The organism is Streptomyces sp. DS1-CR2 (genome assembly GCF_055760475.1).
Map to the genome: position 1 here is coordinate 8,523,414 of NZ_CM147085.1, position 23,664 is coordinate 8,547,077.

The 23,664-nt window shown below is 70.7% G+C and carries 25 protein-coding genes; 16 read left to right on the forward strand and 9 right to left on the reverse strand.

Features of this window, described 5'->3' with window-relative positions; translation table 11 throughout:
* Positions 1 to 49: 49 nt before the first annotated feature.
* Positions 50 to 559: a mycothiol transferase gene (locus ACY0PA_RS39840; RefSeq protein ID WP_383083437.1), complete on the reverse strand. Its 510-nt coding sequence runs from the start codon at positions 557 to 559 to the stop codon at positions 50 to 52.
* Between the two features lie 267 nt (positions 560 to 826).
* On the opposite strand from ACY0PA_RS39840, the gene ACY0PA_RS39845 reads away from it, so the two are divergent.
* The 8 genes from ACY0PA_RS39845 (at position 827) to ACY0PA_RS39880 (ending at position 7,113) form a co-directional block, all read left to right on the forward strand.
* Positions 827 to 1,243: a hypothetical protein gene (locus tag ACY0PA_RS39845; RefSeq protein WP_473082217.1), complete on the forward strand. Its 417-nt coding sequence runs from the start codon at positions 827 to 829 to the stop codon at positions 1,241 to 1,243.
* Between the two features lie 117 nt (positions 1,244 to 1,360).
* Positions 1,361 to 1,759: a hypothetical protein gene (locus ACY0PA_RS39850; protein WP_473082218.1), complete on the forward strand. Its 399-nt coding sequence runs from the start codon at positions 1,361 to 1,363 to the stop codon at positions 1,757 to 1,759.
* A gap of 7 nt (positions 1,760 to 1,766) precedes the next feature.
* Positions 1,767 to 2,315 (forward strand): hypothetical protein, encoded by a 549-nt coding sequence (locus ACY0PA_RS39855; protein WP_473082219.1) that lies wholly within the window; start codon positions 1,767 to 1,769, stop codon positions 2,313 to 2,315.
* A 17-nt stretch (positions 2,316 to 2,332) separates the two neighbouring features.
* Positions 2,333 to 2,710 carry a peptidase inhibitor family I36 protein gene (locus tag ACY0PA_RS39860; RefSeq protein WP_473082220.1) on the forward strand — a complete coding sequence of 126 codons (378 nt, stop codon included), beginning with the start codon at positions 2,333 to 2,335 and terminating at the stop codon, positions 2,708 to 2,710.
* Between the two features lie 138 nt (positions 2,711 to 2,848).
* The gene (locus ACY0PA_RS39865; protein ID WP_469986274.1) at positions 2,849 to 3,301 is read left to right on the forward strand and encodes an ATP-binding protein; all 453 of its coding nucleotides are present in this window, start codon (positions 2,849 to 2,851) and stop codon (positions 3,299 to 3,301) included.
* Between the two features lie 112 nt (positions 3,302 to 3,413).
* Positions 3,414 to 4,754: an FAD-binding oxidoreductase gene (locus ACY0PA_RS39870; protein ID WP_473082221.1), complete on the forward strand. Its 1,341-nt coding sequence runs from the start codon at positions 3,414 to 3,416 to the stop codon at positions 4,752 to 4,754.
* Positions 4,755 to 4,910: 156 nt separating this feature from the next.
* The gene (locus ACY0PA_RS39875) at positions 4,911 to 6,167 is read left to right on the forward strand and encodes a polysaccharide deacetylase family protein (protein WP_473082222.1); all 1,257 of its coding nucleotides are present in this window, start codon (positions 4,911 to 4,913) and stop codon (positions 6,165 to 6,167) included.
* Positions 6,168 to 6,240: 73 nt separating this feature from the next.
* The gene (locus tag ACY0PA_RS39880) at positions 6,241 to 7,113 is read left to right on the forward strand and encodes a universal stress protein (protein WP_473082223.1); all 873 of its coding nucleotides are present in this window, start codon (positions 6,241 to 6,243) and stop codon (positions 7,111 to 7,113) included.
* 20 nt (positions 7,114 to 7,133) lie between these two features.
* Here the strand turns inward: ACY0PA_RS39880 and ACY0PA_RS39885 are convergent, their stop codons facing one another.
* Positions 7,134 to 7,328 carry a ferredoxin gene (locus ACY0PA_RS39885; RefSeq protein ID WP_356278193.1) on the reverse strand — a complete coding sequence of 65 codons (195 nt, stop codon included), beginning with the start codon at positions 7,326 to 7,328 and terminating at the stop codon, positions 7,134 to 7,136.
* A 29-nt stretch (positions 7,329 to 7,357) separates the two neighbouring features.
* Positions 7,358 to 8,563 carry a cytochrome P450 gene (locus ACY0PA_RS39890; protein ID WP_473086580.1) on the reverse strand — a complete coding sequence of 402 codons (1,206 nt, stop codon included), beginning with the start codon at positions 8,561 to 8,563 and terminating at the stop codon, positions 7,358 to 7,360.
* Between the two features lie 329 nt (positions 8,564 to 8,892).
* On the opposite strand from ACY0PA_RS39890, the gene ACY0PA_RS39895 reads away from it, so the two are divergent.
* Positions 8,893 to 9,399, forward strand: coding sequence for an FBP domain-containing protein (locus ACY0PA_RS39895; protein WP_473082224.1), 507 nt, complete (start codon positions 8,893 to 8,895; stop codon positions 9,397 to 9,399).
* A 53-nt stretch (positions 9,400 to 9,452) separates the two neighbouring features.
* Here the strand turns inward: ACY0PA_RS39895 and ACY0PA_RS39900 are convergent, their stop codons facing one another.
* The 4 genes from ACY0PA_RS39900 to ACY0PA_RS39915 form a co-directional block, all read right to left on the reverse strand.
* Positions 9,453 to 10,301, reverse strand: a complete 849-nt coding sequence (locus tag ACY0PA_RS39900) for a nitroreductase/quinone reductase family protein (protein WP_473082225.1) — start codon at positions 10,299 to 10,301, stop codon at positions 9,453 to 9,455.
* 320 nt (positions 10,302 to 10,621) lie between these two features.
* Positions 10,622 to 11,758, reverse strand: a complete 1,137-nt coding sequence (locus tag ACY0PA_RS39905; protein WP_473082226.1) for a hypothetical protein — start codon at positions 11,756 to 11,758, stop codon at positions 10,622 to 10,624.
* A 95-nt stretch (positions 11,759 to 11,853) separates the two neighbouring features.
* Positions 11,854 to 13,506: an amidohydrolase gene (locus ACY0PA_RS39910; RefSeq protein WP_473082227.1), complete on the reverse strand. Its 1,653-nt coding sequence runs from the start codon at positions 13,504 to 13,506 to the stop codon at positions 11,854 to 11,856.
* 43 nt (positions 13,507 to 13,549) lie between these two features.
* On the reverse strand, positions 13,550 to 14,971 hold the full coding sequence (locus tag ACY0PA_RS39915) for a purine-cytosine permease family protein (protein ID WP_473082228.1): 1,422 nt from the start codon (positions 14,969 to 14,971) through the stop codon (positions 13,550 to 13,552).
* 150 nt (positions 14,972 to 15,121) lie between these two features.
* Between ACY0PA_RS39915 and ACY0PA_RS39920 the strand changes: the two genes are divergently transcribed.
* The 3 genes from ACY0PA_RS39920 (at position 15,122) to ACY0PA_RS39930 (ending at position 17,394) form a co-directional block, all read left to right on the forward strand.
* Complete coding sequence (locus ACY0PA_RS39920; protein ID WP_473082229.1) at positions 15,122 to 15,724, forward strand: TetR/AcrR family transcriptional regulator; 603 nt, start codon at positions 15,122 to 15,124, stop codon at positions 15,722 to 15,724.
* Between the two features lie 77 nt (positions 15,725 to 15,801).
* The gene (locus tag ACY0PA_RS39925) at positions 15,802 to 16,506 is read left to right on the forward strand and encodes a ribonuclease H family protein (protein WP_473086581.1); all 705 of its coding nucleotides are present in this window, start codon (positions 15,802 to 15,804) and stop codon (positions 16,504 to 16,506) included.
* Positions 16,507 to 16,557: 51 nt separating this feature from the next.
* Positions 16,558 to 17,394, forward strand: a complete 837-nt coding sequence (locus ACY0PA_RS39930; RefSeq protein ID WP_473082230.1) for a 4'-phosphopantetheinyl transferase family protein — start codon at positions 16,558 to 16,560, stop codon at positions 17,392 to 17,394.
* Here the strand turns inward: ACY0PA_RS39930 and ACY0PA_RS39935 are convergent.
* On the reverse strand, positions 17,373 to 18,185 hold the full coding sequence (locus ACY0PA_RS39935; RefSeq protein WP_473082231.1) for an endo alpha-1,4 polygalactosaminidase: 813 nt from the start codon (positions 18,183 to 18,185) through the stop codon (positions 17,373 to 17,375). The two genes, ACY0PA_RS39930 and ACY0PA_RS39935, sit on opposite strands and share 22 nt — an antisense overlap.
* 244 nt (positions 18,186 to 18,429) lie before the next feature.
* Between ACY0PA_RS39935 and ACY0PA_RS39940 the strand changes: the two genes are divergently transcribed.
* Together ACY0PA_RS39940 and ACY0PA_RS39945 are read left to right on the forward strand one after the other, a co-directional pair.
* Positions 18,430 to 19,341: a D-2-hydroxyacid dehydrogenase family protein gene (locus ACY0PA_RS39940; protein ID WP_473086582.1), complete on the forward strand. Its 912-nt coding sequence runs from the start codon at positions 18,430 to 18,432 to the stop codon at positions 19,339 to 19,341.
* Between the two features lie 87 nt (positions 19,342 to 19,428).
* Complete coding sequence (locus ACY0PA_RS39945) at positions 19,429 to 19,575, forward strand: hypothetical protein (protein ID WP_473082232.1); 147 nt, start codon at positions 19,429 to 19,431, stop codon at positions 19,573 to 19,575.
* Positions 19,576 to 19,689: 114 nt separating this feature from the next.
* On the opposite strand, the gene ACY0PA_RS39950 is transcribed toward ACY0PA_RS39945, so the two are convergent.
* Positions 19,690 to 20,331: a MerR family transcriptional regulator gene (locus ACY0PA_RS39950; protein WP_473082233.1), complete on the reverse strand. Its 642-nt coding sequence runs from the start codon at positions 20,329 to 20,331 to the stop codon at positions 19,690 to 19,692.
* A 107-nt stretch (positions 20,332 to 20,438) separates the two neighbouring features.
* Between ACY0PA_RS39950 and ACY0PA_RS39955 the strand changes: the two genes are divergently transcribed.
* Both ACY0PA_RS39955 and ligA read left to right on the forward strand, forming a co-directional pair.
* Positions 20,439 to 20,918 (forward strand): DUF4188 domain-containing protein, encoded by a 480-nt coding sequence (locus tag ACY0PA_RS39955; RefSeq protein ID WP_473082234.1) that lies wholly within the window; start codon positions 20,439 to 20,441, stop codon positions 20,916 to 20,918.
* Between the two features lie 72 nt (positions 20,919 to 20,990).
* Positions 20,991 to 23,084, forward strand: coding sequence for an NAD-dependent DNA ligase LigA (gene ligA / locus ACY0PA_RS39960; protein ID WP_473082235.1), 2,094 nt, complete (start codon positions 20,991 to 20,993; stop codon positions 23,082 to 23,084).
* The last annotated feature ends 580 nt before the right edge of the window (positions 23,085 to 23,664 follow it).

Here is a 23,664-nt window from a genome sequence, read left to right on the forward strand (position 1 = left end):
GAACACAGTGACTGGGTGTGCCCGATTCACCCGGGGTGCGCACCGGGTTTCAGAGGCGTTCGAGAATCCCGCGCACATAGGCGGCCTGCCCGGAGTGCTGGAGATCGTCCGAGATGACGCTCACCAGGCGCACGCCCAGCGTGACCGGCGGCGACCAGGTGTCGTCGATCACCTGGTCCAGATCCGCGTCGCTCAGTTCTGCCACGTGGGCGAGGGTGCGCTCGTGCACCGCGTCGAAGTAGCCGAGCAGCAGATCGGCGGACGGGACGTGCACTTTGGCGACCTGTTTGTCGCTGTGGCCGTACCCCGTGTCGGAGGGTGGCAGAGCGAGATCGAGGCGGTCGACCCAGCCGTCGGCGAGCCAGACCTGATCGGTCTGGAAGGCGTCGGAAATGTGATCGTCCTGCACGCGTGACAGGTGCCAGATCAGCCACGCGATCGAGTTCGAGTCGTCATTGAGCCGGGTGTTGAGTTCCTCGGCGGAAAGATCTTCCACCGCCGAGTGAACCGTTTCGTGGATCCGTCCGAACGCGTCGGTGAGAACGTCCTTGGAGTGCATGACGTGCTGCTTCCTCGATGGCGGCGATTTCACACCCGCGCACCCGTTCCATTCCGGCCATTCGGGGCCGTGAATATGCCAGGAGACTGGCCAGAAAGGCGTGGTGACAGCGTGTCGGAAGTGTCGATACTCGTGTTCTGAGGAAGAATGGCGCCCGACCAATAGATCATTTCGCCGGTCCTGACCCGGCGCACCCGCACGGACCACGCACATCGCACGGAATGAAAGTGAGGCCCGCAGGGCGGCGGACGAGCGACGGGGGAGAGCGTGCACGAGGAATTCCTGTGCCATGTCACCGCGTACGGAATCTGCGGCGGTCAGCGCGTCGGCGTACCGCTCGGCACGTATCGCGCGCCCACGCTGCCGCTCGCGATGTGGTGGCTGCGCGACCGCGCCTCCTGGATAGCCGAACGGCTCGATCCGCGCCCCGGCAATCCGCATTTCCCCGAACACGCCATTGCCCCGGTCGCCGACAACGTTCCCGATGTCCCCGGAGCGCTGCGCGACTGGTGCGGTGATATCGAGCGGCAGGAACAAGTGGCCGAGGAACTCGCCGACGGAAAACTCGTCCGGCTGATCACTCGCGACGACACCACGGAATACGAGTTCCTCGCCGAGTCGATCGACGCCCTGCGGATGCAGCGCACCCGCGCCTCCAGGGCCGCGCTCGTGCCGCACGCATGATCGGCGCGGCGCCGATATGACTAGTAGCCGGTACGGGTGGCGCCGCGCTTACCTGCGTAAACGCGGGGGGATTGTGGCCATGCACAGCGTCGTCACCACACTTTCGGAGCCGCTCGAATGCGCCGCAGCACCACCTTGCTCACCACCGCTCTCGCCGGCGTCGGCGTCGCCGCCGCGCTGACCCTCGCCGCCCCGACCGCCGTCGCCACCGCGCCCGCCGGTGCCGTACGCGCCGCGGGCCCCGGACAGGTCTGCTTCTGGACCGAGGCGGCCCAGCACGGCCAGGCCTGGTGCTACGTGCCACCCGGCTATGCCGAGGCGGAGAACGGCACCCAGCGCCACGCCTACTCCTTCGACTCCCGCGTCGACGGCACGGTCTACGCGATCAGCTACGGACCGGGGAACAGCTGCCTCTACCGCGAGATCCGCAAGGACGACTACGACGAGAACTGGGAGGCGTGGGCCACCAAGTTCGACGGCGTCAGCGACAACAAGATGGGATGCGAAGCGGGCTGATCCGCCGATGACCCACCGACCGCGCCCCTGGGTACGGCCGCTCCTGGCGCTCACCGCGCTCGGCCCGCTGTTCCTGGCCGGACTGCTCGTCACCGGCTGTGCGGCCCCGGACCCGAGGCCCGCACTCTCTCCGGACGACACCGTCAAGGCCGCCACACAGCTCCTGACCGGCCGCTGCCTCACCGCGCGGGGACTCACTCCGCCGCGCCCCGGCAGACGGCCCGGCACGAAGGCCCAGGAGGAACACCTGGCCGACGCCGTCTTCGGCGCCGGACGCACGGAACTCTCCCTGACACTGCCGACCGGATACTCCGTGCGCGCCCACACCGACGGCTGCCTGGCCTCGGCGCAGCGCGCCCTCTACGGCGATCAGCGCCGCTGGTTCCAGGTCTCGACCGTCGTCAACAACCTCAAGCCCGAAGCGGCCTACCGCAAGACGAGCCTCGCCTCGGTCCGGGTGCGGCACCGCACCGAAGTCGCCGACTGGCAGCGCCTTCGGGCGCACGCCCTGACCCGCGCGACCCACCTCCTCACCGACCAGCCACGGACTCCGTAGCAAGAGAAAGAGACACAGTGATCATCAAGAACTCCGCCGTGCTCCTCGCAGCCGTGGCCCTCGCCCTCGGCGGCGCCGTCGCCACCTCGTCCGCCGCCTTCGGCGCCTCGTGCCCCAGCGGCCAGTTCTGCGCCTGGACGGACGCGGACTTCGGCGGTCAGCGCACCAACTGGTCGGGCGACGACCACGACTGGGAGGACCCCATCCAGGACCAGGACTCCTCCTGGGCGAACCATGGCATTTCGGGCCCCGGTATCAAGGACCACGTACAGGTCTACGAGAACCCGGGCCTCGTCGGTCTCGGCACCGTCTGCCTCGCGCCGGGCCAGGAGATCGCCTCCAACAGCTGGGGCAATGACAGCGGCGACTCCCACGCGTGGAAAATGAGCTGCTGACCTCGCGCACCTCGGGACCGGAACGGGCGGCGTGCCGAGCCGCCCGTTCCGGCCGGTTATGACTGCCGCACGCGCCACTGGGTATCAGGAGGTCTGCAGGGGAGTTACTGTGCCGACCGATCCCATTGAGAGAGCCGCATGACCGAGTACCTGGACGGAGCCTTGATGCCGACCGGTGCTGCCGACCCCGTCGAGCCGCTGCGCCGGGCGACGCAGTACACCGGAGAGCCGGGCTGCATCGCCGACGCGCGCGCCTTCGCCGAGGTGTTCCTCGAGCAGCTGCGGTCGGAGTGGTGCGCCCTGATCGACGCCAGGTCCCGCGGCGATCTGCTGCTCCTGGTCAGCGAGCTCGTCACCAACGCCGACCGCCACAGCCACGGACCGTACGTCCTCGACCTCGAGGGATCGAAGGACGAGGTGGCCGTCACCGTCTACGACAGCAGCGCCGCCGTGCCCCGTCTCTTCGTCAGGGACCCCGGGCGTATCGGCGGGCACGGTCTCGAGATAGTCCACGCGCTCGCCACCGAGGTCATCGTGGAGCGAGTACCGGTCGGGAAGTGGATCAAGGCCGTCTTTAGACTGCGACCGTAATCGAACGGTTCTCGCGCGAGGAGACGGCGACATCGATAGGGCACCCGATCGCGAGCTCCTGGACGACCTGGCCAAGGCGCTGCCCGGCCTCACGCTGATCGAGGACGGCGACGTGCTGTCCGGGCTCAGCCACGACGACGCGGAATGGGCGCCGGTGGGCCGAGCGCTCGCGGCGGTCCGGGTGACGGACACCGGTGAAGTGCAGCAGGTGGTGCGCGCCTGCGCCGCGCTGTCCGTACCCGTCGTGACCCGCGGCGCCGGCACCGGGCTCTCGGGCGGGGCCAACGCCACCGACGGCTGCCTGGTCCTCGACCTCTCGCGGATGAACCGCATCCTGGAGATCGACACCGAGAACCTGCTCGCCGTCGTACAGCCAGGCGTCGTCAACAACGACCTGAAGGCGGCCGTCGCCGAGCACGGTCTCTGGTACCCGCCGGACCCCGCCAGCGCCCCCTGGTCGACCATCGGCGGCAACGTCTCCACCAACGCCGGCGGCCTGTGCTGCCTCAAGTACGGCGTCACCCGTGACTACGTCCTCGGCCTCGAAGCCGTGATGGGCGGGCCCGCGGGCGAGTACGGCACCCGCGTCCGGTTCGGCCGGCGCACCACGAAGGGTGTCAGCGGCTACGACCTGACCGGCCTGTTCGTCGGCTCGGAGGGCACCTTCGGAGTGATCACCGAGATCACGCTGCGCCTTCGTCCCGCGCCCGCCGCCGAACCCCGCACCGTCGTCGGCGCCTTCGACGGCCTCGTCGCGGCGGGCGCCGCCGTCGCGCTCACCACGCGGCGCGGCCTCCAGCCCGCAGCCCTGGAACTCCTCGACCGGCACTGCATGCAGGCCGTCGAGGACTGGAAGCACCTCGGGATCGAACCCGGCGCCGCCGCCCTGCTCCTCGCACGGATCGACGCGCCGGGCGACGCGGGGGCGGCGGAGGCGGCTGCAGTCGCCGAGGCGTTCGCGGACGCGGGAGCACTCTGGGCCGAACAGTCCACCGACGCCGTCGAGGCCGAAGCCTTGTTCGACGTCCGCAGGCTCGCCTACCCGGCCCTCGAACGCCTGGGGCCCGTGCTCACCGAGGACATCTGCGTACCGCGCTCGGCCGTGCCCGCCATGCTCGCCACCGTCGAGGAGATCGGGCAGCGGCACGGGGTGCGGATCGCGACCATCGCGCACGCCGGGGACGGCAACCTCCACCCGCTCCTGATCACCCCGCCCGGGGACGCCGAGGCGCGCTGCGCGGCGCAGGCCGCGTTCGAGGAACTGCTCGGCGCCGCGGTCGCCGCGGGCGGCACCGTCACCGGTGAGCACGGTGTCGGCCTGCTCAAGCGGGGCGGCATGCGGCGGGAACTCGGTCCCGAGGTCTGCGCGGTGCAGCGCGCAGTGAAGGACACCCTCGACCCGCTCGATCTGTTCAACCCGGGGAAGGTCGTCGGCGACCCCGGCCAGAGCTGACCCTTTGGACGGCGCTTTGCCCGCCGCGCCGACCTAAATGAACTAATTGTGTGCTTATCCGACTTACGGTGCGTGTGTTGTCAGGGGGGCTGCGCAACGTGTCCCTCGCGGACGCGGGTTGGGATGCCGATGAGTGAGATCAGCCGCAGAGGAGCAGTGGGTCTGGGACTCGGGATCGGCCTGGGCGCCGCTGCCGCGGGCCTCGCCGGATGCGGGACGGGCAAGGACACGGACCGCCCGCCCGCGGGCCCCGGCCGCCGCCCCGACCGGGACCCCCACTTAGGCAGGAAGGCCGCTCCACGGCTGATCGGTGACGGCTCGACGGCGTACACCGGCAAGCAGCCGAACCAGCCCGAGTCGCCCGTCCCCCTCGAACCCGGCCAGACGCCACCGCAGTTCGTGGTCTTCTCCTGGGACGGTGCGGGCGAGGTCGGCAAGGGCCTCTTCCCCCGCTTCCTCGAACTGGCCGAGACCCACGGCGCCCACATGACGTTCTTCCTGTCGGGCTTGTACCTCCTGCCCGAGTCGAAGAAGCGGCTCTACGACCCGCCCAACAACCCCGTGGGCGCCTCCGACGTCGGGTATCTCACCGACGCGCACCTCAAGGAGACGCTGAAGTACACCCGGCAGGCGTGGCTCGACGGCCACGAGATCGGCACGCACTTCAACGGCCACTTCTGCGCCGGCTCCGGTTCCGTGGCCAACTGGACGCCCGCGCAGTGGTACAGCGAGATCGAGCAGGCGAGATCGTTCATCAAGACCTGGCGTACGAACACGGGTTGGCACGACCAAGACCCCCTGCCGTTCGACTACGACAAGGAACTCATCGGCGGCCGCACGCCCTGCCTGCTCGGCCAGGACAACCTGCTGCCCACCGCCCGCGAGCTCGGCTGGCGCTACGACGCCTCGTCCCCCGGCGGCGTCCAGCGCTGGCCCGGGAAACGGCAGGGCCTGTGGGACCTGCCGCTCCAGGGCATCCCGTTCCCCGGCCACACCTTCGAGGTCCTGTCGATGGACTACAACATCCTGGCCAACCAGTCGAAGAACTCCACGCGAGCTCCGTCCTACAACTACGCCGCCTGGCGCCAGCAGGCCACCGAGTCGTACCTCGCGGGCTTCAACAGGGCGTACGAGACGAACCGGGCGCCGCTCTTCGTCGGCAACCACTTCGAGGACTGGAACGGCGGGATCTACATGGACGCCGTCGAGGCCGCGCTCAAGGAGATCGCCGGCAAGAAGGACGTACGCCTCGTCTCCTTCCGGCAGTTCGTCGACTGGCTGGACACCCAGGACCCGAACGTGCTCGACCGGCTCCGCTCGCTGGAGGTCGGAGAGGTACCCGCGGGTGGCTGGTCGCGTTACCTCGGCGACGCGGTCACGGCACCCACCGGCGCCGCAGGCAGTGGCACCTAGAGGGCTCTGGCGTGTTGTCCGCCTCGCTGACGCACACTGGTCGGGACCTGATCAGCGACGGAGAGGCAGGCGCATGGACCGCTGGATCACCGCGGGAGTGGACGGATCGCCGGAGAGCTCGGCCGCGGCTGCGTGGGCTGCGCGCGAGGCGGAGCGCCGCGGATACGGGCTGCGCCTGCTGCACGCCTGGTCCCCGCTGCCGGACATCGCGGCGTCCGCGCCCGATCTCGAGGCGCAGGCCGAGTGGGCCACTAGTGTGACCGACGAGGCCGGGCGCGCCGTGGCCGGCGGCCACCCCGAGCTGGCGCTGTCGGTCGAGTCCCCGTCCGACGAAGCCGTTCCCGCGCTCCTCGGCGCCGCGGCCGACGCGGAGTTCCTCGTCCTCGGCTCCCGCGGGCACGGCGCGCTCGTCGGCTTCCTGGTCGGGTCGGTCGGGCAGCAGGTCATCGCCGAGTCGTCGCGGCCCGTCGTCCTGGTGAGAGCCGGCGACCGCGCCGAGCCGGAGGCGGCGGGACGCGAGATCGTCGTCGGCCAGGAGGGCGCGCCCGAGGACAGCCGCGCGGTCCTCGAGTTCGCCTTCGCCGCCGCCTCCGCCCGTGGCGCGACGCTGAGGGTCGTCCGCGCGTGGACACTGCCACCCCTGTACGCGTACAGCCCCGCCTCGCTGAAGCTGCTCGACGAGGCCGGCGGCATGGAGCCGTACGAGGAGAAGGCGCTCGGCGAGGCGCTCGAACCGCTGCGCACGCGGTACCCCGACGTGCCGGTGGTGGAGCACGTCGAGATCGGCAGCGCCGGCCAGGTCCTTCTCGCGTCGGCCGCGGGGGCCCAGCTGGTGGTCGTGGGCCGCCGCGCCCGACGCTCGGCCATCGGATCCCGGATCGGGTCCGTCGCGCATGCCGTAATGCACCACGCGCCCTGCCCGGTGGCCGTCGTACCGCCCGCCTAGTTGCGCTTGGGGGGGTGTCCTCAGTCGTCGGCGACGGTGATGGCCCGCACCGGACAGGCGCGGGCCGCCTCCCGCACCAGCGGGTCACCGGCGCCGTCTTCGCGGCCCTCCAGCACCTCGCTGAAGCCGTCGTCGTCCTGCGTGAACACGTTCGGCGCCGTCAGCGCGCACATGCCCGCGCCCACACAGCTGTCCTTGTCGATCCGGATCCGCACGGTCTGCGCCTTTCTTGCGGCTCGGGCGGTCACCACGTGACCGGAAGTTCGAGCATGCCCTGGATCGTGTCTCCCGGCTTGAACGGGATCTCCTCGGCGGGCGCCGCGAGGCGCAGTCCGGGCAGCCGCGAGAACAGCGACCTCAGCGCGATCTCCATCTCGGCCCTGGCCAGGTTCTGCCCCAGGCACTGGTGGACTCCGTAGCCGAACGCGAGGTGGTGGCGCGTGGGGCGGTGCCAGTCCAGGGAGTCGGGGGCCGTGAAGCTGTCGCCGTCGCGGTTGATGAGCGACGTGGAGAAGATGACCCCGTCGTCCGTCCGGATGGTCTCGCCGGCGACCTCGATGTCCTCAGTGGCGACGCGCAGGATGCCGTCGGCGATGGACAGGAAGCGCAGCAGTTCCTCGACCGCGGCCGGCAGCAGCGCGTCGGCGGAGCGCAGCTCCTCCAGGAGATCCGGGTGCCGGAGCAGGGTGAACGTGCCGAGCGAGATCATGTTCGCCGTCGTCTCGTGCCCCGCGATCAGCAGGATCGTGGCGAGGCTGATCAGCTCCTCGCGGTCGATCTCCTTCTCGTCCGGCCCGCGGTGGATGAGCTCGTCGAGCAGTCCTTCGCCCGGCTCGCGCCTCTTGCGGTCGATCAACGAGCCCAAGTATGTATCGAGTTGCTCGCGCGCGGCCTCGATGTCCGACACCTTCGGCCCGCGCAGCAGCCGCCGCGACTGCTCCTCGAAGAAGTCGTGATCGGCGTAGGGCACACCAAGCAGTGAGCAGATCACCATGGACGGCACGGGCAGCGCGAACGCGCTCACCAGGTCGGCCGTCGGGCCCTGCTCGACCATCGCGTCAAGCAGTCGGTCGACCGTCTCCTGGATGCGGGGCCGCAGCGCCGTGATCCGCTTGAGGGTGAAGCTCGGGATCAGCATGCGGCGCTGGGCGTTGTGCTCGGGGTCGTCGACTCCGAGGAGGGCGATGCGGCGTTTACCGGAGAGGGCGAGCCGCTCCGTGGGCATCGGGAAGGCGCGGTTCTCACGGTCGGTGGACAGGCGCGGGTCGACGAGCAGGTCGCGCGCGGTCGACTGGCCGGTGACCACCCACACGGTCCGTCCGTCGAAGAGCGAGACACGCGAGAGGGGCCGCGCAGAGCGCAGCGGATCGTAGGAGGCCGGCGGGTGGTAGGGACACGTGCGGTCCTGGGGGAAGGCGACGGTGTCCGGCGTGGGGGGTGTCACGGTCATGGTGACCTCGCAGGCGGTGAGTCTTCCTCGGTGATCTTTATTAGATGCCTTGGGCATCCAGTCGGCCACTCGAAGATCGGCCAGTCCGCCGATCAGGGACATCTGGCCGAACCCTGTTGTTCCGATTCTCTCAGCGGTGTGTTTTGTCTGGTCGGGGCGTGCCGTCGGACCGGCGGGGCGGACGGAGCAGGTGCCGTACGGCCGGAGCCGACGGGGTGTCCTCAGTCGTGGCGCGGCTTGTTCGCGCCCCGTCGACCGCACCGGTGCCGACCGCGCCCGCGGGGAAATGCGGATGCTTGTGCGAGCGGCGGTGGGTATCGTCGCCGCACGTGGAACCACTCAACGAGAAACAGATCCGGGCGTCCTTCGTGAACAGCACGAAGGGTGAGGCCGCCCGGATGAAGCTCCCCCTCGACTTCGCCGAGGTCCCCTGGGAGGACCTCGACTTCCTCGGCTGGGTCGACCCGGGAGCGCCCCTGCGGGCCCACCTGGTGCGGTCCGGCCCCGACGGGCCCCTCGGCATCACCCTGCGGGTTCCCTCGGTGGGCCGGACCAGCGCCGTGAAGTCCAGCATGTGCCAGGTGTGCCTGACCGGACACGCCTCCTCCGGTGTCGCCCTCCTCGCGGCGCCCCTGGCCGGGGCGCGCGGGCGGGAGGGCAACACTGTCGGCATCTATCTCTGCGCGGACCTCGCCTGCTCGCTCTATCTGCGCGGCAAGCGGCAGCCCAAGCTGCGGGCCGGGCGCTACGAGGAGTCGCTCTCGCTCGACGAGCGGATCGCCCGCGCCATGAGCAACCTGGACGCCTTCGCGGCCAAGGTCACCGAGGCTGCGTGACGGGTGCGTGACCGGCGTGGGGCTTGTTCGGGACCGGTTTCGGCGAGGCGGCCTTACACCGCCGCGTCCAGCAGCGGGATGAGTTGTTCCTCCTCGTGCAGCAGATGCCTCTCCAGTTCGTCCGTGAGCCGTTCCACTTCGGGGAGCACCAGGCTGGGGTCGGCGGCGTCGTTGGAGACCGTCTCCTGCAGACGTGCGAGGAGCGCTGCGATCCGCTGGTGCTCCTCGCGCATCAGCTCCAGGACCGCGCCGAGCTCGGGGTGGCGCGAGCTGATGAACGGGAACAGGGCGGCGTCCTCTCCGGCGTGATGGTTGTGCAGTCCCTTGCAGAGCGTGAGGCAGTTGACCCGGAGCTGCGCTCCCAGGCCGAGACCCGGGCCCGACTCGGCCATCTCCTTGCGGATCAGGCCCAGTTCACGCCGGATCCCGTCGTGGACGGCCTTGAGGCCGTCACCCCATGACGTCGCGCCCGTCACCTTCGGCGGGCCGCTCTCGATGGCCCGCAGGGCGACCACGGGGATCACGCGGGAGGTTTTCGCCTGGTACTCCGCCCAGCCGGGATCGCGCTCGACCGCCCGGGCGAACGCGGCGTCGCGCTCGGCTCCCGTCAGGACCTCGGCCTCCGCCTCGTAGGTGAACACGCCGTCCTCGACCGAGACGCGCGGGGTGGCCAGGAGATTGTGGAACCAGTCCGGGTTGCCGGGCGCGCCGCCCGCCGAGGCGATCACCAGGACGCGCTCGCCGCCGTCGGGGAGGAAACCGACCGGCGTGGTGTGTGCGGCGCCCGAGCGGGCTCCCGTGGTGGTGAGGAGGAGGATCCGGCCACCTTCGAAGGGGCCTGAGAGCCGGCCGCGATGGGCTCGGAACTCTTCGATGACGTGCTGATTGAAATCGTTGGGCATTCTCTTCTTTCGTCTCCGGGACTTACGAAATCTGGATCGCGGAAGCAAAAGAAGACCGGCGGGCCTCGCGCCCGCCCCGGCCTCACTCGGAGGCCGGGTGCCCTACTCGTTGATGGCCCAAGGCCGACCCGGCAGTCACGGGGCGTGACCCTAGTTCATGCGGGCGTGTGGCGGCAATGCGTTTCTTTCCGGTGCGGGCTCGGGGTGGTCGTTCTGCTGAGGTGTGCTCTCAGGTGCGGGATCGTCAGGTGCGTTTTCGGGTGCGGGGCCGCGGGTGCGTGTACGTGCTCGCCTGTGGGGGCCTCCGGTTGGGCGGCTTCCTACTGGACCTTCGCCTGGATCGCCGAGATGCACGAGGCGATGGCCTGCTGGAGGTCCTCCAGGCGCTTGAGCATGTCGTCCTCGTAGACGTCGTCCTCGGCGTCGTCGAGGGTGAGCTCCTCGAATACCTTCGTCGCCTTCTGCAGGCTGTTGTAGAACTTCGCCCTGCGCTCCTTCACCCGGAGGTCTGGGTCGCTCTCGACGGTCTTGGTGACGAGCTCGCGGACGCTGTCGTACGCCTCACGCGCCCACTCGCCGGCCTCTTCGCCGTCGTCCAGCTCGTCGATCAGGGAGAGGTGGCGCTCGGCCTCCTCGCGCAGCTCGCGGGGTGCCTCGATCTTCTGTCCCGCCGCTGTCTTGATCTGGCCGTTCTCCGCGATCTGACGCACGTACTCGACCCGGTCGCCGGCCTTCGCCTCGGCGGCTACGGCCTTCTTCAGGTCGTCGGTGCGCACGATGTCCCTGACCAGCTCCGTGCGCAGGGCGGGGTCCTCCTCCAGTCGGTCCATGAGGGCTTTCCTGGCCGCCTCGGCGGTGCCGGGGTCGGCGAGGATCGCGGCGCGCAGCGCGGTCGGGTTCTCGGCGACCTCCAAGGCCTTGGTCGGGCGGATGCCCTCGGCCTCGGCGGCCGCCGAGATCGCGTGGCCGCGCGGCGACACGGCGATGGAGCGCGACGCGTAGTACGTCAACCAGGTGTCGGAGTCCGGGAGTTCGACGTCCTGGCCCGGGGTGAGCGCCTCGAAGTGCGGCACGAGACCGTCGTCGGCCGCCTTGTCCCAGGCCTTGTAGTAGCGCATGACGCGCTCCGGCGAGCAGCCCGCCAGCTCGCTGAACCGGCGGGCCGAGATCTTGGGTGTCTCGCCCACGGCCTGCCCGCCGGGACGCACGCTGCGCGCCACCATGACGGCGAACGCCCAGCCGCCGGTCCGGGCGTAGACGCCGAAGGCCCGTGCGTCCTCGGCGACCAGGTCCGAGACCGGCGCGGCATCGTCCGGCGTCTCCTCGTCCGACGCGCTCTCCCCGCTCGGCACCCAGATGTTCGCCTCGGCCTCGGCGGGCCCGGCCTGGGCCGGAACGGACCCTTCGGGCGCGACGTCTGCTGCTGCGGATTCTGTCGGGGCGGTCGCTGAGGTCACGCGGTTCTCCTGAGGCGTCTCGGGCGGACGAAGGTCGACGCGCTACTTTATCCCTCCCAATTGACCGTTTTGTACGCGGGTTCTTGTGTGGTGTCTCAGGTGCTGTGCTCGATCCTGCCGCCCACGACGACTGTTTCGGCCACGGTGCCGGGGATGTCCTCGGGTGCGGCGCTCAGGATGTCGCGGGACAGGACCACGAAGTCCGCTGCCTTGCCCACGCTCAGCGAACCTCGCTCATTTTCAAGGAAGTTGGCGTACGCGGAACCCATCGTGTACCCGTACACCGCGGTCTCCACGTCCACCGTCTCGCCCGGCATCCAGGGCTCGCCGCCGTCCAGCGGGCGTCGCGTGACAGCCGTGTAGATGCCGACCATGGGGTCCATCTCGGCCACGTTCCAGTCGCTGGAGAAGGCAAGGACGGCGCCCGACTCGTGGAGGCTGCGCATCGGCCAGGCCTTGTGCCAGCGGTCCGAGCCGACGTTCTCCGCCCAGTCCTTGCCCGGCCCGGCGACCTCGGGTGCGCAGTGCCTGGGCTGCATGCAGGCGACCACGCCCAGCGCCGTGAAGCGCGCGGTGTCGGCCGGGTCGAGGCACTCGACGTGCACGACCTGGTGGCGGGCGTCCCGCTCACCGTTGACCGTACGGGCGTGCTCGACGGAGTCGAGGACCGTGCGGATGCCGCGGTCACCGGTCGCGTGGACGAAGCACTGGAAGCCGCGCGCGTCGAGCTTGGCGAGGAGGTCCGCGAACTCCTCCGGCGGGTAGAAGGTATCGCCGCGGTGGTGGCCGCACCCCGTGTACGGCTCCAGGAGCGCGGCGGTGCGCGGCTCGACGACGTCGTCGATGTAGAGCTTCAACGGTCCGACGCGCAGACGGTCGTCCGCGTGGCGGGCCGCGGCGGCGGCGAAGTCGTCGAGGTCGGCGTCGGTGGTGCCGCGCGGGTGGAAGAGCGCGGCCACGATCCGCGAGCGGAGCCGGCCCTCGGAGCGGGCGCGCTCGAACAGGGCGAGGTCGTCGATCGAGTTCTGCGGTTCGACGACGGTCGTGATGCCGAAGCGGATCGCGTCGTCGAGGGACTTGGCCAGGCGCCCGTACTGGCGGTCGGCCGAGGCCCACGGCACGCCGAGCCGATTGAGCGCGCGGTGCCCGTCGCGGGACAGGCCCTTCACCGCGAAGTCCTTGATGAATCCGGTGGGTTCACCGGTCTCGGGGTCGGTGGCGGCCTCGCCGAACGGCAGGCTCGTACGGTCCTTGTCGATGCCGAGGCGGCGCAGCGCGGCCGTGTTCAGCCAGGCCGTGTGCACGTCGTAGCTGAGGACGAACGCGGGCGTGTCGCCGGTGACCGGGTCGAGGTCGGCGGCGGTGGGCATCCGGCCGCCGGGGATCGCCGAGTAGTCGAACGCCTCCGCCTCGATCCAGGCGGCGCCGGGGTGCGCCGCCCGCCACGTGCGGATCCTGTCGTGGATCTCGTCGAGCGTGTCCGCGCCGGACAGCTGGACGCAGGCGTCGTCGGAGCCGAGCCGTACGTGGTTGTGCGCGTCGATGAAGCCGGGCAGGACCAGCTTCCCGCCGGTGTTGATGACCTCGGTGCCGGGCCCCGTCCAGGCCCCGGTGTCCGCGTCGGCCCCGAGCCAGACGATCTTTCCGTCGCGCACAGCGAGCGCCTGCGCCTTGGGCAGCGCCGGGTCGACGGTGTGGACGCGTGCGCCGCGCAGGACGAGGTCGGCGGGGGCGGGTGAGTGGGACATGAGGGGTAACTCCTGTGGTGATACCGGTGGTTCGGGAGAAGGTCTACGCGGCGGGGGCGACGGTCCGCCGGGCGAGCGCCCAGTACACGAGGGCGGAGACGACCGAGCCGAGCAGCGTCAGGTCGGCGCCGCCGAGCGGGGCGACCAGCGGGCCGGTCCAGAGTTCGGAGTCGCAGGTCAGCGAGGCGAAGACGATGCCGGCGAGCAGCGCGGCGACCCCGGCCGGGTGGTAGCCGCCCCGGTACCAGTAGGCGCCGTCGCGGCCGGCGTGCAGGGACGGGGCGTCGTACCGGCAGCGGCGCATCACCATGTCGGCGAGGAACACGCCGCCCCACGGCGCGAACACGATGATCAGCAGGGACAGGAACGACAGCAGCGAGTCGGTGAAGTCCGTGAGGAACAGGGCGTAGAGCGAGCCGACCACGGTGACGCCCGCGCTGATGAGGATCGCCTTGGACCGGCTCCACGGGATGCCGAGGACCTGGAGGTTCAGGCTCGACGAGTACAGCGTGATGATCGAGTTGGTGACTGAGCCGCCGAGCACCAGGGCGAGGAAGAGCGGCTGGAACCAGCCCGGCAGCAGCCCCTCGGCGCCGGCCACCGCGTCCGACATGTCGGCCTGCGTGGCGGCGGCGACACCCGCGACGCCGAGCGCCACCGAGGAGACGAGCCCGCCGAGCGTGCCGCTCCAGGTGATCGACCGCAGCGAGGTGGTGCGCGGCAGGTAGCGGGTGTAGTCGGCGGGCATCGGGACGTACGAGAACGGTCCCGCCAGCATCACGACGAACGCGAGACTCCAGCCCGAGGCGCCGGGGACGCCGCCGGTCGACGCCCGGGTGTCGGCGCCCGGGATCAGGAAGACGAGGAGTGCGGCGAAGCCCACGGCGAGGATGTACGCCATCCAGCGCTCGGCGAACTGCACGGTGGCGTGGCCCCACAGGGCGACGGCGAAGGTGAGCACCATCGTGACGGCCAGCGCGAAGGCGCGGGCGGTTGAGCCGTGCCAGCCGAGGTCCGCGCAGAACGCTTCGAGGGCGAGCGCGCCGACCACGGTGTTCACGATCGTGTAGCCGATCGAGACGATCCAGTTGAGCAGGCCGGCGGGCCAGTTTCCGAGGACGCCGAAGGGCGCGCGGGAGATCACCAGGGTCGCGGTGCCGGTGCGGATCCCGCTCAGTCCGGCGGCGCTGATCGCGAAGAACGCCAGGCCTCCGACGACGACGGCCGCGGTCGCCTGCCAGAACGAGAGCCCGAAGGACACGGCGAGCGCGCCGTTGATGACGTACGTGAAGGTGAGGTTCGAGCCGAACCAGAGCCAGAAGAGGTCCTTCGCGCCGCCGTGCCGCTCCTCGTCGGGGATGGGGTCGATCCCGTGGGTCTCGACCTGGAAGACCTCGTCACCGGTGGCGGCGACCGCCGGTCCGGCCTGCGCGGGTCCGGCATCCTCGGTGTGCTGCTGTGTCATCCCGCCGTCCTTGAATGTTGTTCTTGAATATCGTTCTAACTTCTTGAACGGCATTCAAGATGCGCCTCCTCGTCCCGTACGTCAAGAGCCCTCGCGAAATCGCCGGATAGGGTCATGGGTGTCGGGACCACAGATCAGGGAGGCGCGGCTGTGGCGGCTACTGCGCGACGGCGCGACGGGCGGGTCGCCCAGGAGCGCATGCTCGAGGAGGCGATGACGGCCATCGCCGAGGACGGCCTGGCATCGCTCACGATGTCGGCGCTCGGCAAGCGCCTCGGCACCAGCGGCGGCCACATCCTGTACTACTTCGGCAGCAAGGACCGCCTCCTCCTCGAAGCCCTACGCTGGAGCGAGAGCGGCCTCACCGACGAACGCAGGGCGCTGCTGTCCCGGCGCGTCACCGCCGAGCGCAAGCTCGACCAGTTCGTCGAGCTGTATCTGCCGCGCGGCCCGCGCGACCCGCGCTGGACGCTGTGGATCGAGCTGTGGGCCCGCACCTCCACCGACGAGGCGCTGCGCCAGGCCCAGGACGAGCTGGACCGGGGCTGGCAGGAGGACCTCGAGACCCTTCTGGAGCGGGGGGTCGAGCAGGGGCGGTTCGCCCCCCTCGACACCGCCGAGCGCGCCTCCCAACTCCTCGCCCTGCTCGACGGGTTGAGCACGCGCATCGTGATCGGCCAGCGGGGTGCGGAGCGGTCCGCGGTGCTCGCCTCCGCGCGCTCGGCTGCCGAGCGGCTGGTGGCGCGGGCCTGACCGCCGGTGCGGGCGCGGTCGCGTGCGTGCCAGGGTCGGGCGACGGGGTGCGGCGTCCGCCGCTCGCCGGCACTGGCATGATCGGTGTCATGGCAGATCGCGTAATCGCCGCGTGTGACGGGGCGTCGAAAGGAAATCCAGGGCCCGCCGGCTGGGCCTGGGTCATCGCCGACGGCGGGGAGACCCCGGTTCGCTGGGAGGCGGGCGCGCTGGGCACGGCGACGAACAACGTCGCGGAGCTCACCGCCCTGGAGCGCCTCCTCGCCGCCACGGACCCGGGCGAGCGGCTCGAGGTCCGGATGGACTCCCAGTACGCGATGAAGGCGGTCACGACGTGGCTGCCCGGCTGGAAGCGCAACGGCTGGAAGACCGCGGCGGGCAAGCCGGTCGCCAACCAGGAGCTCGTCGCCCGCATCGACGCGCTGCTTGAAGGGCGCGCCGTCGAGTTCCGGTACGTTCCCGCGCACCAGGTCGACGGCGACCGGCTGAACGACTTCGCCGACCGGGCCGCGAGCCAGGCCGCCGTCGTCCAGGAACCTGCGGGCACCGACTACGGGTCCCCGGAGCCCCCGCCGTCACCCGACACGGTCGCCGGTCCGTCGAAGAGGAAGCCCAAGGCGGGTTCGGCCCGATCGAAGGCGGCCTCGTCGCGCACGCTCAACGCCAAGTTCCCGGGCCGCTGCGTCTGCGGCCGGTCCTACGCGGCCGGTGAGGCCATCGCCAAGAACCCGAAGGGCTGGGGCCACCCGGAATGCCGTACGGGCGCGGGTTCCGCGGAGTGAGCCGGGCGGGCTGTGGGGGCCGGCGGGTGGCGTGATGAGGGTGGGATCCGCGTGACCCCGGAACCGGACCTCACACGTGTGCCGGACCTCGCACGTGAGCCGGACCTCGCCTCCGAGCCGGACCTCGCCCCCGACCCCGCCGTCCCGGCGACTCCGGGTCCCTGGGACGGTCGGCCGTCCCTGTGGCTGCTCAGGACCCCGGAGCACGCAGAGCCGTACTCCCTGCTGGACGACTCCGCTCTCGACGCCGACGAGCGCGCCCGGGCCGCCGCCTTCGTACGGCGCATGGACCGCGACCTGTACCTGGCCGCACACATCTCCCTGCGCCGGCTCCTCGGTGCCTGTCTGGGGACCTCGCCGGGGAGTGTCCGGTTCACCCGCGAACCGTGCCCGCAGTGCGGCGGCCCGCACGGACGCCCGGCGCTGCCCGGCCCCCGCCCGCCGCTGCACTTCTCCCTCTCGCACTGCGAGGGGCTTGTCCTGATCTGCGTGGCGGGAAGCCCGGTGGGCGTGGATGCCGAGCGGGTGCCGGACCCCGAGGCCGTGGACGACCTGGTGAAGGAGCTGCACCCGGCGGAACGCGCCGATCTCGCCGCGCTCCCCGCCGGGTCGCGCGCCGCGGCCTTCTGCCGTGTGTGGTCCCGCAAGGAGGCCTACCTCAAGGGCGTCGGCGTCGGCCTCGGGCGTGCACTGGACGCGGACTACGTGGGTGACCGTCCACGCCACGGAGCCGTCCACCCCTCCGGCTGGTCCCTGCGCTCGCTCGACCTCGGACCGCAGCGCGGCACGCACGCCGCCGCGGTGGCCCTGCGGGACACCGTGCTCCCCGTCATGCGTGTCCTGCCCGACGCGTACCCGCACACCCCTCAACAGGTGCGCCGCACATAGCCGTCGCTGCCGGGAGTCGTCACGGCGTGGTCCCTGCGCACGATGTCCAACCGCTTTCCGAATGCGCTACAGGCCTTGCGCAGGCCGGTGTCGGTGTACTCGATCACCACGACCCGGTCGTCGAAGGCCTTGGCGTACACCCCGCACTCGCTGTAGGCGCCGCATTCCTCGGCGACAGCGAAGTCGACTCCCAACTGACGGCCGTAGGGGGCCAGTTCGGCCGTGTTCTTCTGGCCGACGGCGAGCCCGGCCCGGTGTGCTCGACCCACCAGCAACGACATGAACGCCTTTGCGTCGCGGGCGCTCAGCAGCCCCTTCGAGCGTAAGTAGCTGTCGTAGTTGTCCGGCTCGACCCCGTCGAAGCCGTGGTCGGCGCACCCGTCGATCCAGGGGCCGACACGGGCGGCCACCCGCTCACGCTTGTCCGGCGTGCCGATGTCCAGGAGCGGCTCGTCCCAGTCCTGGTCGATCACGACCCGTCCGTTCGGGTCGCGCAGCAGCAAGTCGGCGGGCCAGTCGTCCCGTTCGTCGGGCTGGGCCTGGAAGGCGTTGACGTAACAGAGGTTGTACAGGCCGGGGGCGGGCCGGTCCGCCCGGTCACGGGTCACGACACCGACGCCCTTCGCGGGAGGATAGGCACCACCGATCTGGTAGTCGAAACCCGCGTGCCGGGGCAGCGGACGCCAGTCCGGGCCCTCGCTCTTCGCGTCGCCGGACGAGCACCCCACGGCGAACGGGAACAGCAGGGTGGCGACCAGGACATGGATGAGTACGTTCGTGCGTGACGCCATGCCGTATTCCATCATCAGGTTCAGGGATTGCCCTCAGAGGTGAGCCGGGGGCGGTCCAGCACTGAGTCCCGACTCGAATGGTCCGTGCGTCGACTCGGCAGGTGTACCGCTGTGCTCAGCCCGAGGCCGTCGCACGGCCACCGCGAGGAGCCATTAGTGTGCCGGTACCGGATCTTTCAGGGGAGTTGCGTTGACCAGACTGCGCTGCGCCGTGCTCGACGACTACCAAGGCGTGGCCTTGTCCATGGCGGACTGGACCAGAGTCGGGTCGGACGTCGAAGTCCGGTCCCTGCAACGCCACTTGCCGACCGAGGACGCCGTCGTCGCGGCGGTCGGCGACTGCGAGATCGTGGTCGCGATGAGGGAGCGCACACCCTTCACGGACACCCTCCTCGCCCGCCTCCCGCAGCTGCGTCTCCTGATCACCTCGGGGATGCGCAACGCGTCCATCGACCTGGCCGCAGCGGCTCGGTACGGCGTCACGGTGTGCGGCACCGCCAGCAACTCCGAGCCGCCCGTCGAACTGACGTGGGCGATCATTCTCGGCCTCGCCCGGAGCGTGGTGCGCGAGAGCACCGCCCTGCGCGACATGGGCCCCTGGCAGAGCACACTCGGCGCCGACCTGCACGGACGCCGCCTCGGCCTCCTGGGGCTCGGGAAGATCGGGACCAAGGTCGCCCGTGTCGGCCAGGCCTTCGGCATGGAGGTGGCCGCGTGGAGCGAGAACCTCACCGAAGAGCGCGCCGCGGCGGCCGGTGTCACCCTCGCGCGCTCCAAGGAGGAGCTCCTGGAGAGCAGCGACTTCGTCTCCGTCCACCTCGTGCTCAGTGACCGCACGCGCGGTCTGATCGGCGCGGACGAACTCAAGCGCATGCGTCCCACCGCCTACCTGGTCAACACCTCGCGCGCCGCGATCGTCGACCAGGACGCGCTGGTGCGCGCCCTGCACGACGGCCGGATCGCGGGCGCGGGCGCCGACGTCTTCGAGACGGAACCGCTCCCGGCCGGCCACCCCCTGCGCAGCGCCCCGAACTTCCTCGGTCTGCCGCACCTCGGCTATGTCACCCGCCGCAACTACGAGGGCTACTTCGAGGGCGCGGTCGAGGACATCGAGGCGTTCCTGGCGGGGAGCCCAGTCCGCACGATTACGGCCTGAGCCGGGAGAAGGGCGGCTGGGCCCGGACGCGGGGCGAACAGGCGGGCCGGGTAGAGCCCGGCGGTACGTGTGAGGCCACGGGGGCCGTTGGCCAGTGAGTCGAGGCCGCCGTACGAGACGTTCCAGCGGGCGATCGAGCGCTTCAGCCGTGAGCGCGAGGAGGGCGACGAGAAGTTCCCGGACGCCCGGGACCGGCTGCGGGCCTCGCGGGGCGCCGCACACGTACCGGGGTGATCGCCATGCTGCACGCCTACGCCCGGATGGCTACGGGGTTCGACCCGTCGGCATGAGGTGGCGCGTGCCGGCGCGCAGGGTCACACTCCTCGTAGCCCTCAGTCCACGTAGCCGTCACAGACCGAACCGGCGCGCCGACTGCTCCTCCTGGGCCAGCCTGCGCAGCGTGAGCAGGACCGGCTCGTACAGAATCGCCGCCGCGACCGCGATCTCGACCTTCTCCACCTCCTCGGAAAAGGTGTCGAGCCGGTCGATGTCGTGCTCGGCGACGCGCTCCATGTGCCGTGCGTACGGGGCGAGTTCGGGCGCTCCGCAGGTGTAGCCGAGGCGGTTGAGCGTGGCGACCGTCGTGACGAGGGTGCGGTACGAGGGGGAGAGGCTGCCGATCTCGCGCGCGGTGTCCCAGCCGAGTTCCTCAAGGAGCCGGTCGACGGCCGATCTCGCCTCGACCGTCGCCGGGTCGTCCTCGGGAGCCTCCGGCGGCTGCGGCAGCGCCCACAGGGCCGCGCCCAGGCGGATCGTGCGGCCCAGCGAGTCGTCGTCCACCGCCGCGAGCACCTCGCGAGCGGTCGCCACCGGCACCCGGCCGACCTGGATCAGTGCCCGTACGAGACGCAGCCGGCGCAGATGGGAGTCGTCGTACTCGGCCTGTGTGGCCGTGATCCGCCGCCCAGGGGGCAGGAGTTGCTCCCGCAGGTAGTACTTGATGGTGGGGATGGAGACCCCGCTCAGCTCGCTGAGTTCCGCGAGTCGCATCTCTTGCACCCTTCCTTGGGCAGTGCCACTATCCAAACATGGGTGTCTGGGTAGTGGCACTCTCCGAAACCTCCAGAACTCTCCAACACAGCTGAATCGGGGGCGACATGGGCACGAAGAAACATGCCGGACGGATGACCGCGGGCGCACAGGGGGATGTGGTGGTCTTCCTCATCGGCATGCGCGTCAACCACTTCTGGGCGGTCCACCGGTGGCTGCCGGTGTTCATCGCGATGCCCATGATGATCAAGGAGCTGAACCGCGACCGCTCTCTCGGCCTCCTGCACCACATCCTCCTCACGGGCTCGCCGCGCACCTACATGGTCGTCCAGTACTGGGAGTCGAAGGAGAAGCTGCTCGCCTACGCAGCGGCCCCGGACAAGCGCCACCACCCGTGGTGGGTGCGGATCAACCGGTACGCCCGCAAGGGCGCGACGCACGTGGGGATCTGGCACGAGACGTACGTCGTACCCGAGGGCTCTTACGAGACGATCTACGGAGACATGCCGGCCCAGGGCCTCGCCAAGGCGTTCGGCGTCGCGGGCCTCGAGGACGGGGTGCAGGCGCAGGACCGGCTGAGGGTGTGAAGCGGAGCGCTCGAGTCCGGGCGTCGCCGTCGCCTCCGGTCGATTGTCAGTGCCACCAGGCACGATGGCAGCATGACAACGACTTCTGGTGAGCTCGTCCTGGCCGATGCCGCTGCCTATGCCCAGGCCGTCTCGGACGCGTCGCTGGCGGCGGGCGCTTACTACACGGGCGGTACGTCCGCCCTCGACGACGACGCGTACGACCGGCTCGTCCGGGCCGTCGCCGCGTACGAGGCGGACCACCCCGACGAGGTGCTGCCGCAGTCGCCGACCGGGAAGGTCGCGGGCGGCGCCGTTGAGGGGGACGTGCCGCACACGGTCCCGATGCTGAGCCTGGACAACGTCTTCGACGGTGAGCAGTTCACTACCTGGACCGCGTCGGTGGCCCGCAGGATCGGCCACGACGTGACCCGGTGGAACGTCCAGCCCAAGCTGGACGGCCTGGCCATCGCGGCGCGTTACCACGAGGGCCGCCTCACGCGGCTGATCACCCGGGGCGACGGGACGGCCGGGGAGGACGTCTCGCACGCGATCGGCACCATCGAGGGCCTGCCCGACCGCCTCACCGAGCCGCACACGGTCGAGGTGCGGGGCGAAGTCCTCATGACCCTCGGCCAGTTCGAGCATGCGAACGAGGTGCGTACGGAACACGGCGGCGCCCCCTTCGCCAACCCGAGGAACGCCGCGGCGGGCACGCTCAGGGCCAAGGAGCGCGCCTACACGGTGCCGATGACGTTCTTCGCGTACGGCCTGCTGCCCCTGCCGGACACGTCGGCCGGGCACACGGACGCGCTGCGCTCCCTGGCCCACGGCGAACTGATGGACCGCACGGCCGCGCTCGGTGTCAACACACCGGCCACGACGGCTGTTTCGGGACTCACCGTCGACACCGTCGAGGAGGTGCTCGCACGGGTCGAGCACATCGCGGGCCTGCGCGCCGAGCTGCCGTTCGGCATCGACGGGATCGTCGTCAAGGCGGATCTCGCCGCCGACCAAGAGGCCGCCGGAACGGGCACGCGCGCCCCGCGCTGGGCCATCGCCTTCAAGCTGCCGGCGGTCGAGAAGATCACCCGTCTCCTCGACGTCGAGTGGAACGTCGGCCGTACGGGCATCATCGCCCCGCGCGCCGTCCTCGAACCCGTCGACATCGACGGCAGCACGGTCACGTACGCCACTCTGCACAACCCGGCCGACATCACCCGCCGCGATCTGCGGCTCGGCGACCACGTGATGGTCTACAAGGCGGGCGACATCATCCCCCGCATCGAAGCGCCCGTCGCCCATCTGCGCACCGGCGACGAACAGCCGATCGCCTTCCCCGACGTATGCCCGCAGTGCGGCTCCGGCATCGACACGAGCGAGCAGCGCTGGCGCTGCGAGCGGGGGCGGAACTGCCACCTGGTGGCATCGCTCTCCTATGCGGCGGGCCGCGACCAGCTCGACATCGAGGGCCTCGGCGCCACCCGCGTCGTCCAGCTCGTCGACGCGGGCCTGGTCGCCGATCTCGCCGATCTGTTCGCGCTCACCCGTGACGGGCTCCTGGCGCTCGATCGGATGGGGGAGACCAGTACGGACAACCTCCTCGCAGCGATCGAGGCCGCCAAGGCCCAGCCGCTGTCCCGCGTGCTGTGCGCCCTCGGTGTGCGGGGCACCGGACGGTCCATGTCCCGCCGTATCGCCCGGCACTTCGCCACGATGGACCACATCCGCGCCGCGGACGCCGAGGCGATGCAGCGGGTCGAGGGCATCGGCGCCGAGAAGGCCCCGGTGATCGTCTCCGAGCTGGCCGAACTCGCCCCGCTCATTGACCGGTTGGCCGCGGCGGGGGTGAACATGACCGAACCCGGCGCCACCCCGCCTGCCCCCGAGGGCGAGGCCGAGACGGACGGAGCGGGCGAGCCGGCGACCGCCGCGGGACCGCTGGACGGCATGACCGTCGTTGTCACGGGGGCCATGACCGGCCCCCTGGAGAAGCTCAGCCGCAACCAGATGAACGAACTCATCGAGCGGGCCGGCGGCAAGTCCTCCTCCAGCGTCTCCAAGCGCACCTCGCTCGTGGTCGCCGGTGAGGGCGCGGGTTCCAAGCGGGCCAAGGCCGAGGAGCTGGGCATCCGCCTCGCCACGCCGGACGAGTTCGCCGAACTCGTCGCGGACCTCCTGGAGTGAGGTGACGCCGTCCGTGGAGAGGCTGCGCAGATGACTGTTCTGGCGGAAAGGTGCGTGCTCTGGACGGCTCCGCCGATGAGGCGCTCGACCATGCGCCGCACAGGAGACAAGGGCTGTCACGGGCCCTGCGTGGAGGGCACATGGCATCGGGGGATGGGGGGCCGGACAAAGGACTGATCGTGGAGGGCACGCCGGAAGGCCCGGTCGCGGCGCAACTCTGCTCCCTGCTGGGCGGTCCGCTGTCTGTCACGGCCGTCTCCCTGTGGGAGCTGCGGAGGATGCGAACCCGCCACGGAGTCGGGCTGTGTGGCTGATCTAGGCCGCATCGCCCGGGCACGGCAGGGAGTTGACACTGTGTGACGCAGTCGCACGGACCACAGAATCCCGCTGATCCCGCCGGCGCGCGTCCCGGCGAGCATCGGCCGCAGGCGGAGCGCCGGCCCCGGGCCTGGCGTGAGTACGGCACGCTCTTGATGGCGATCGTGGGGCTCACCCTGTCGCTCAGCACCATCTTGGCGACGGCGCTTCGCTGACTCCCGCTCCGGCCCCGCGCCGGTGCGGCCCGCACGACTCCAGAAGC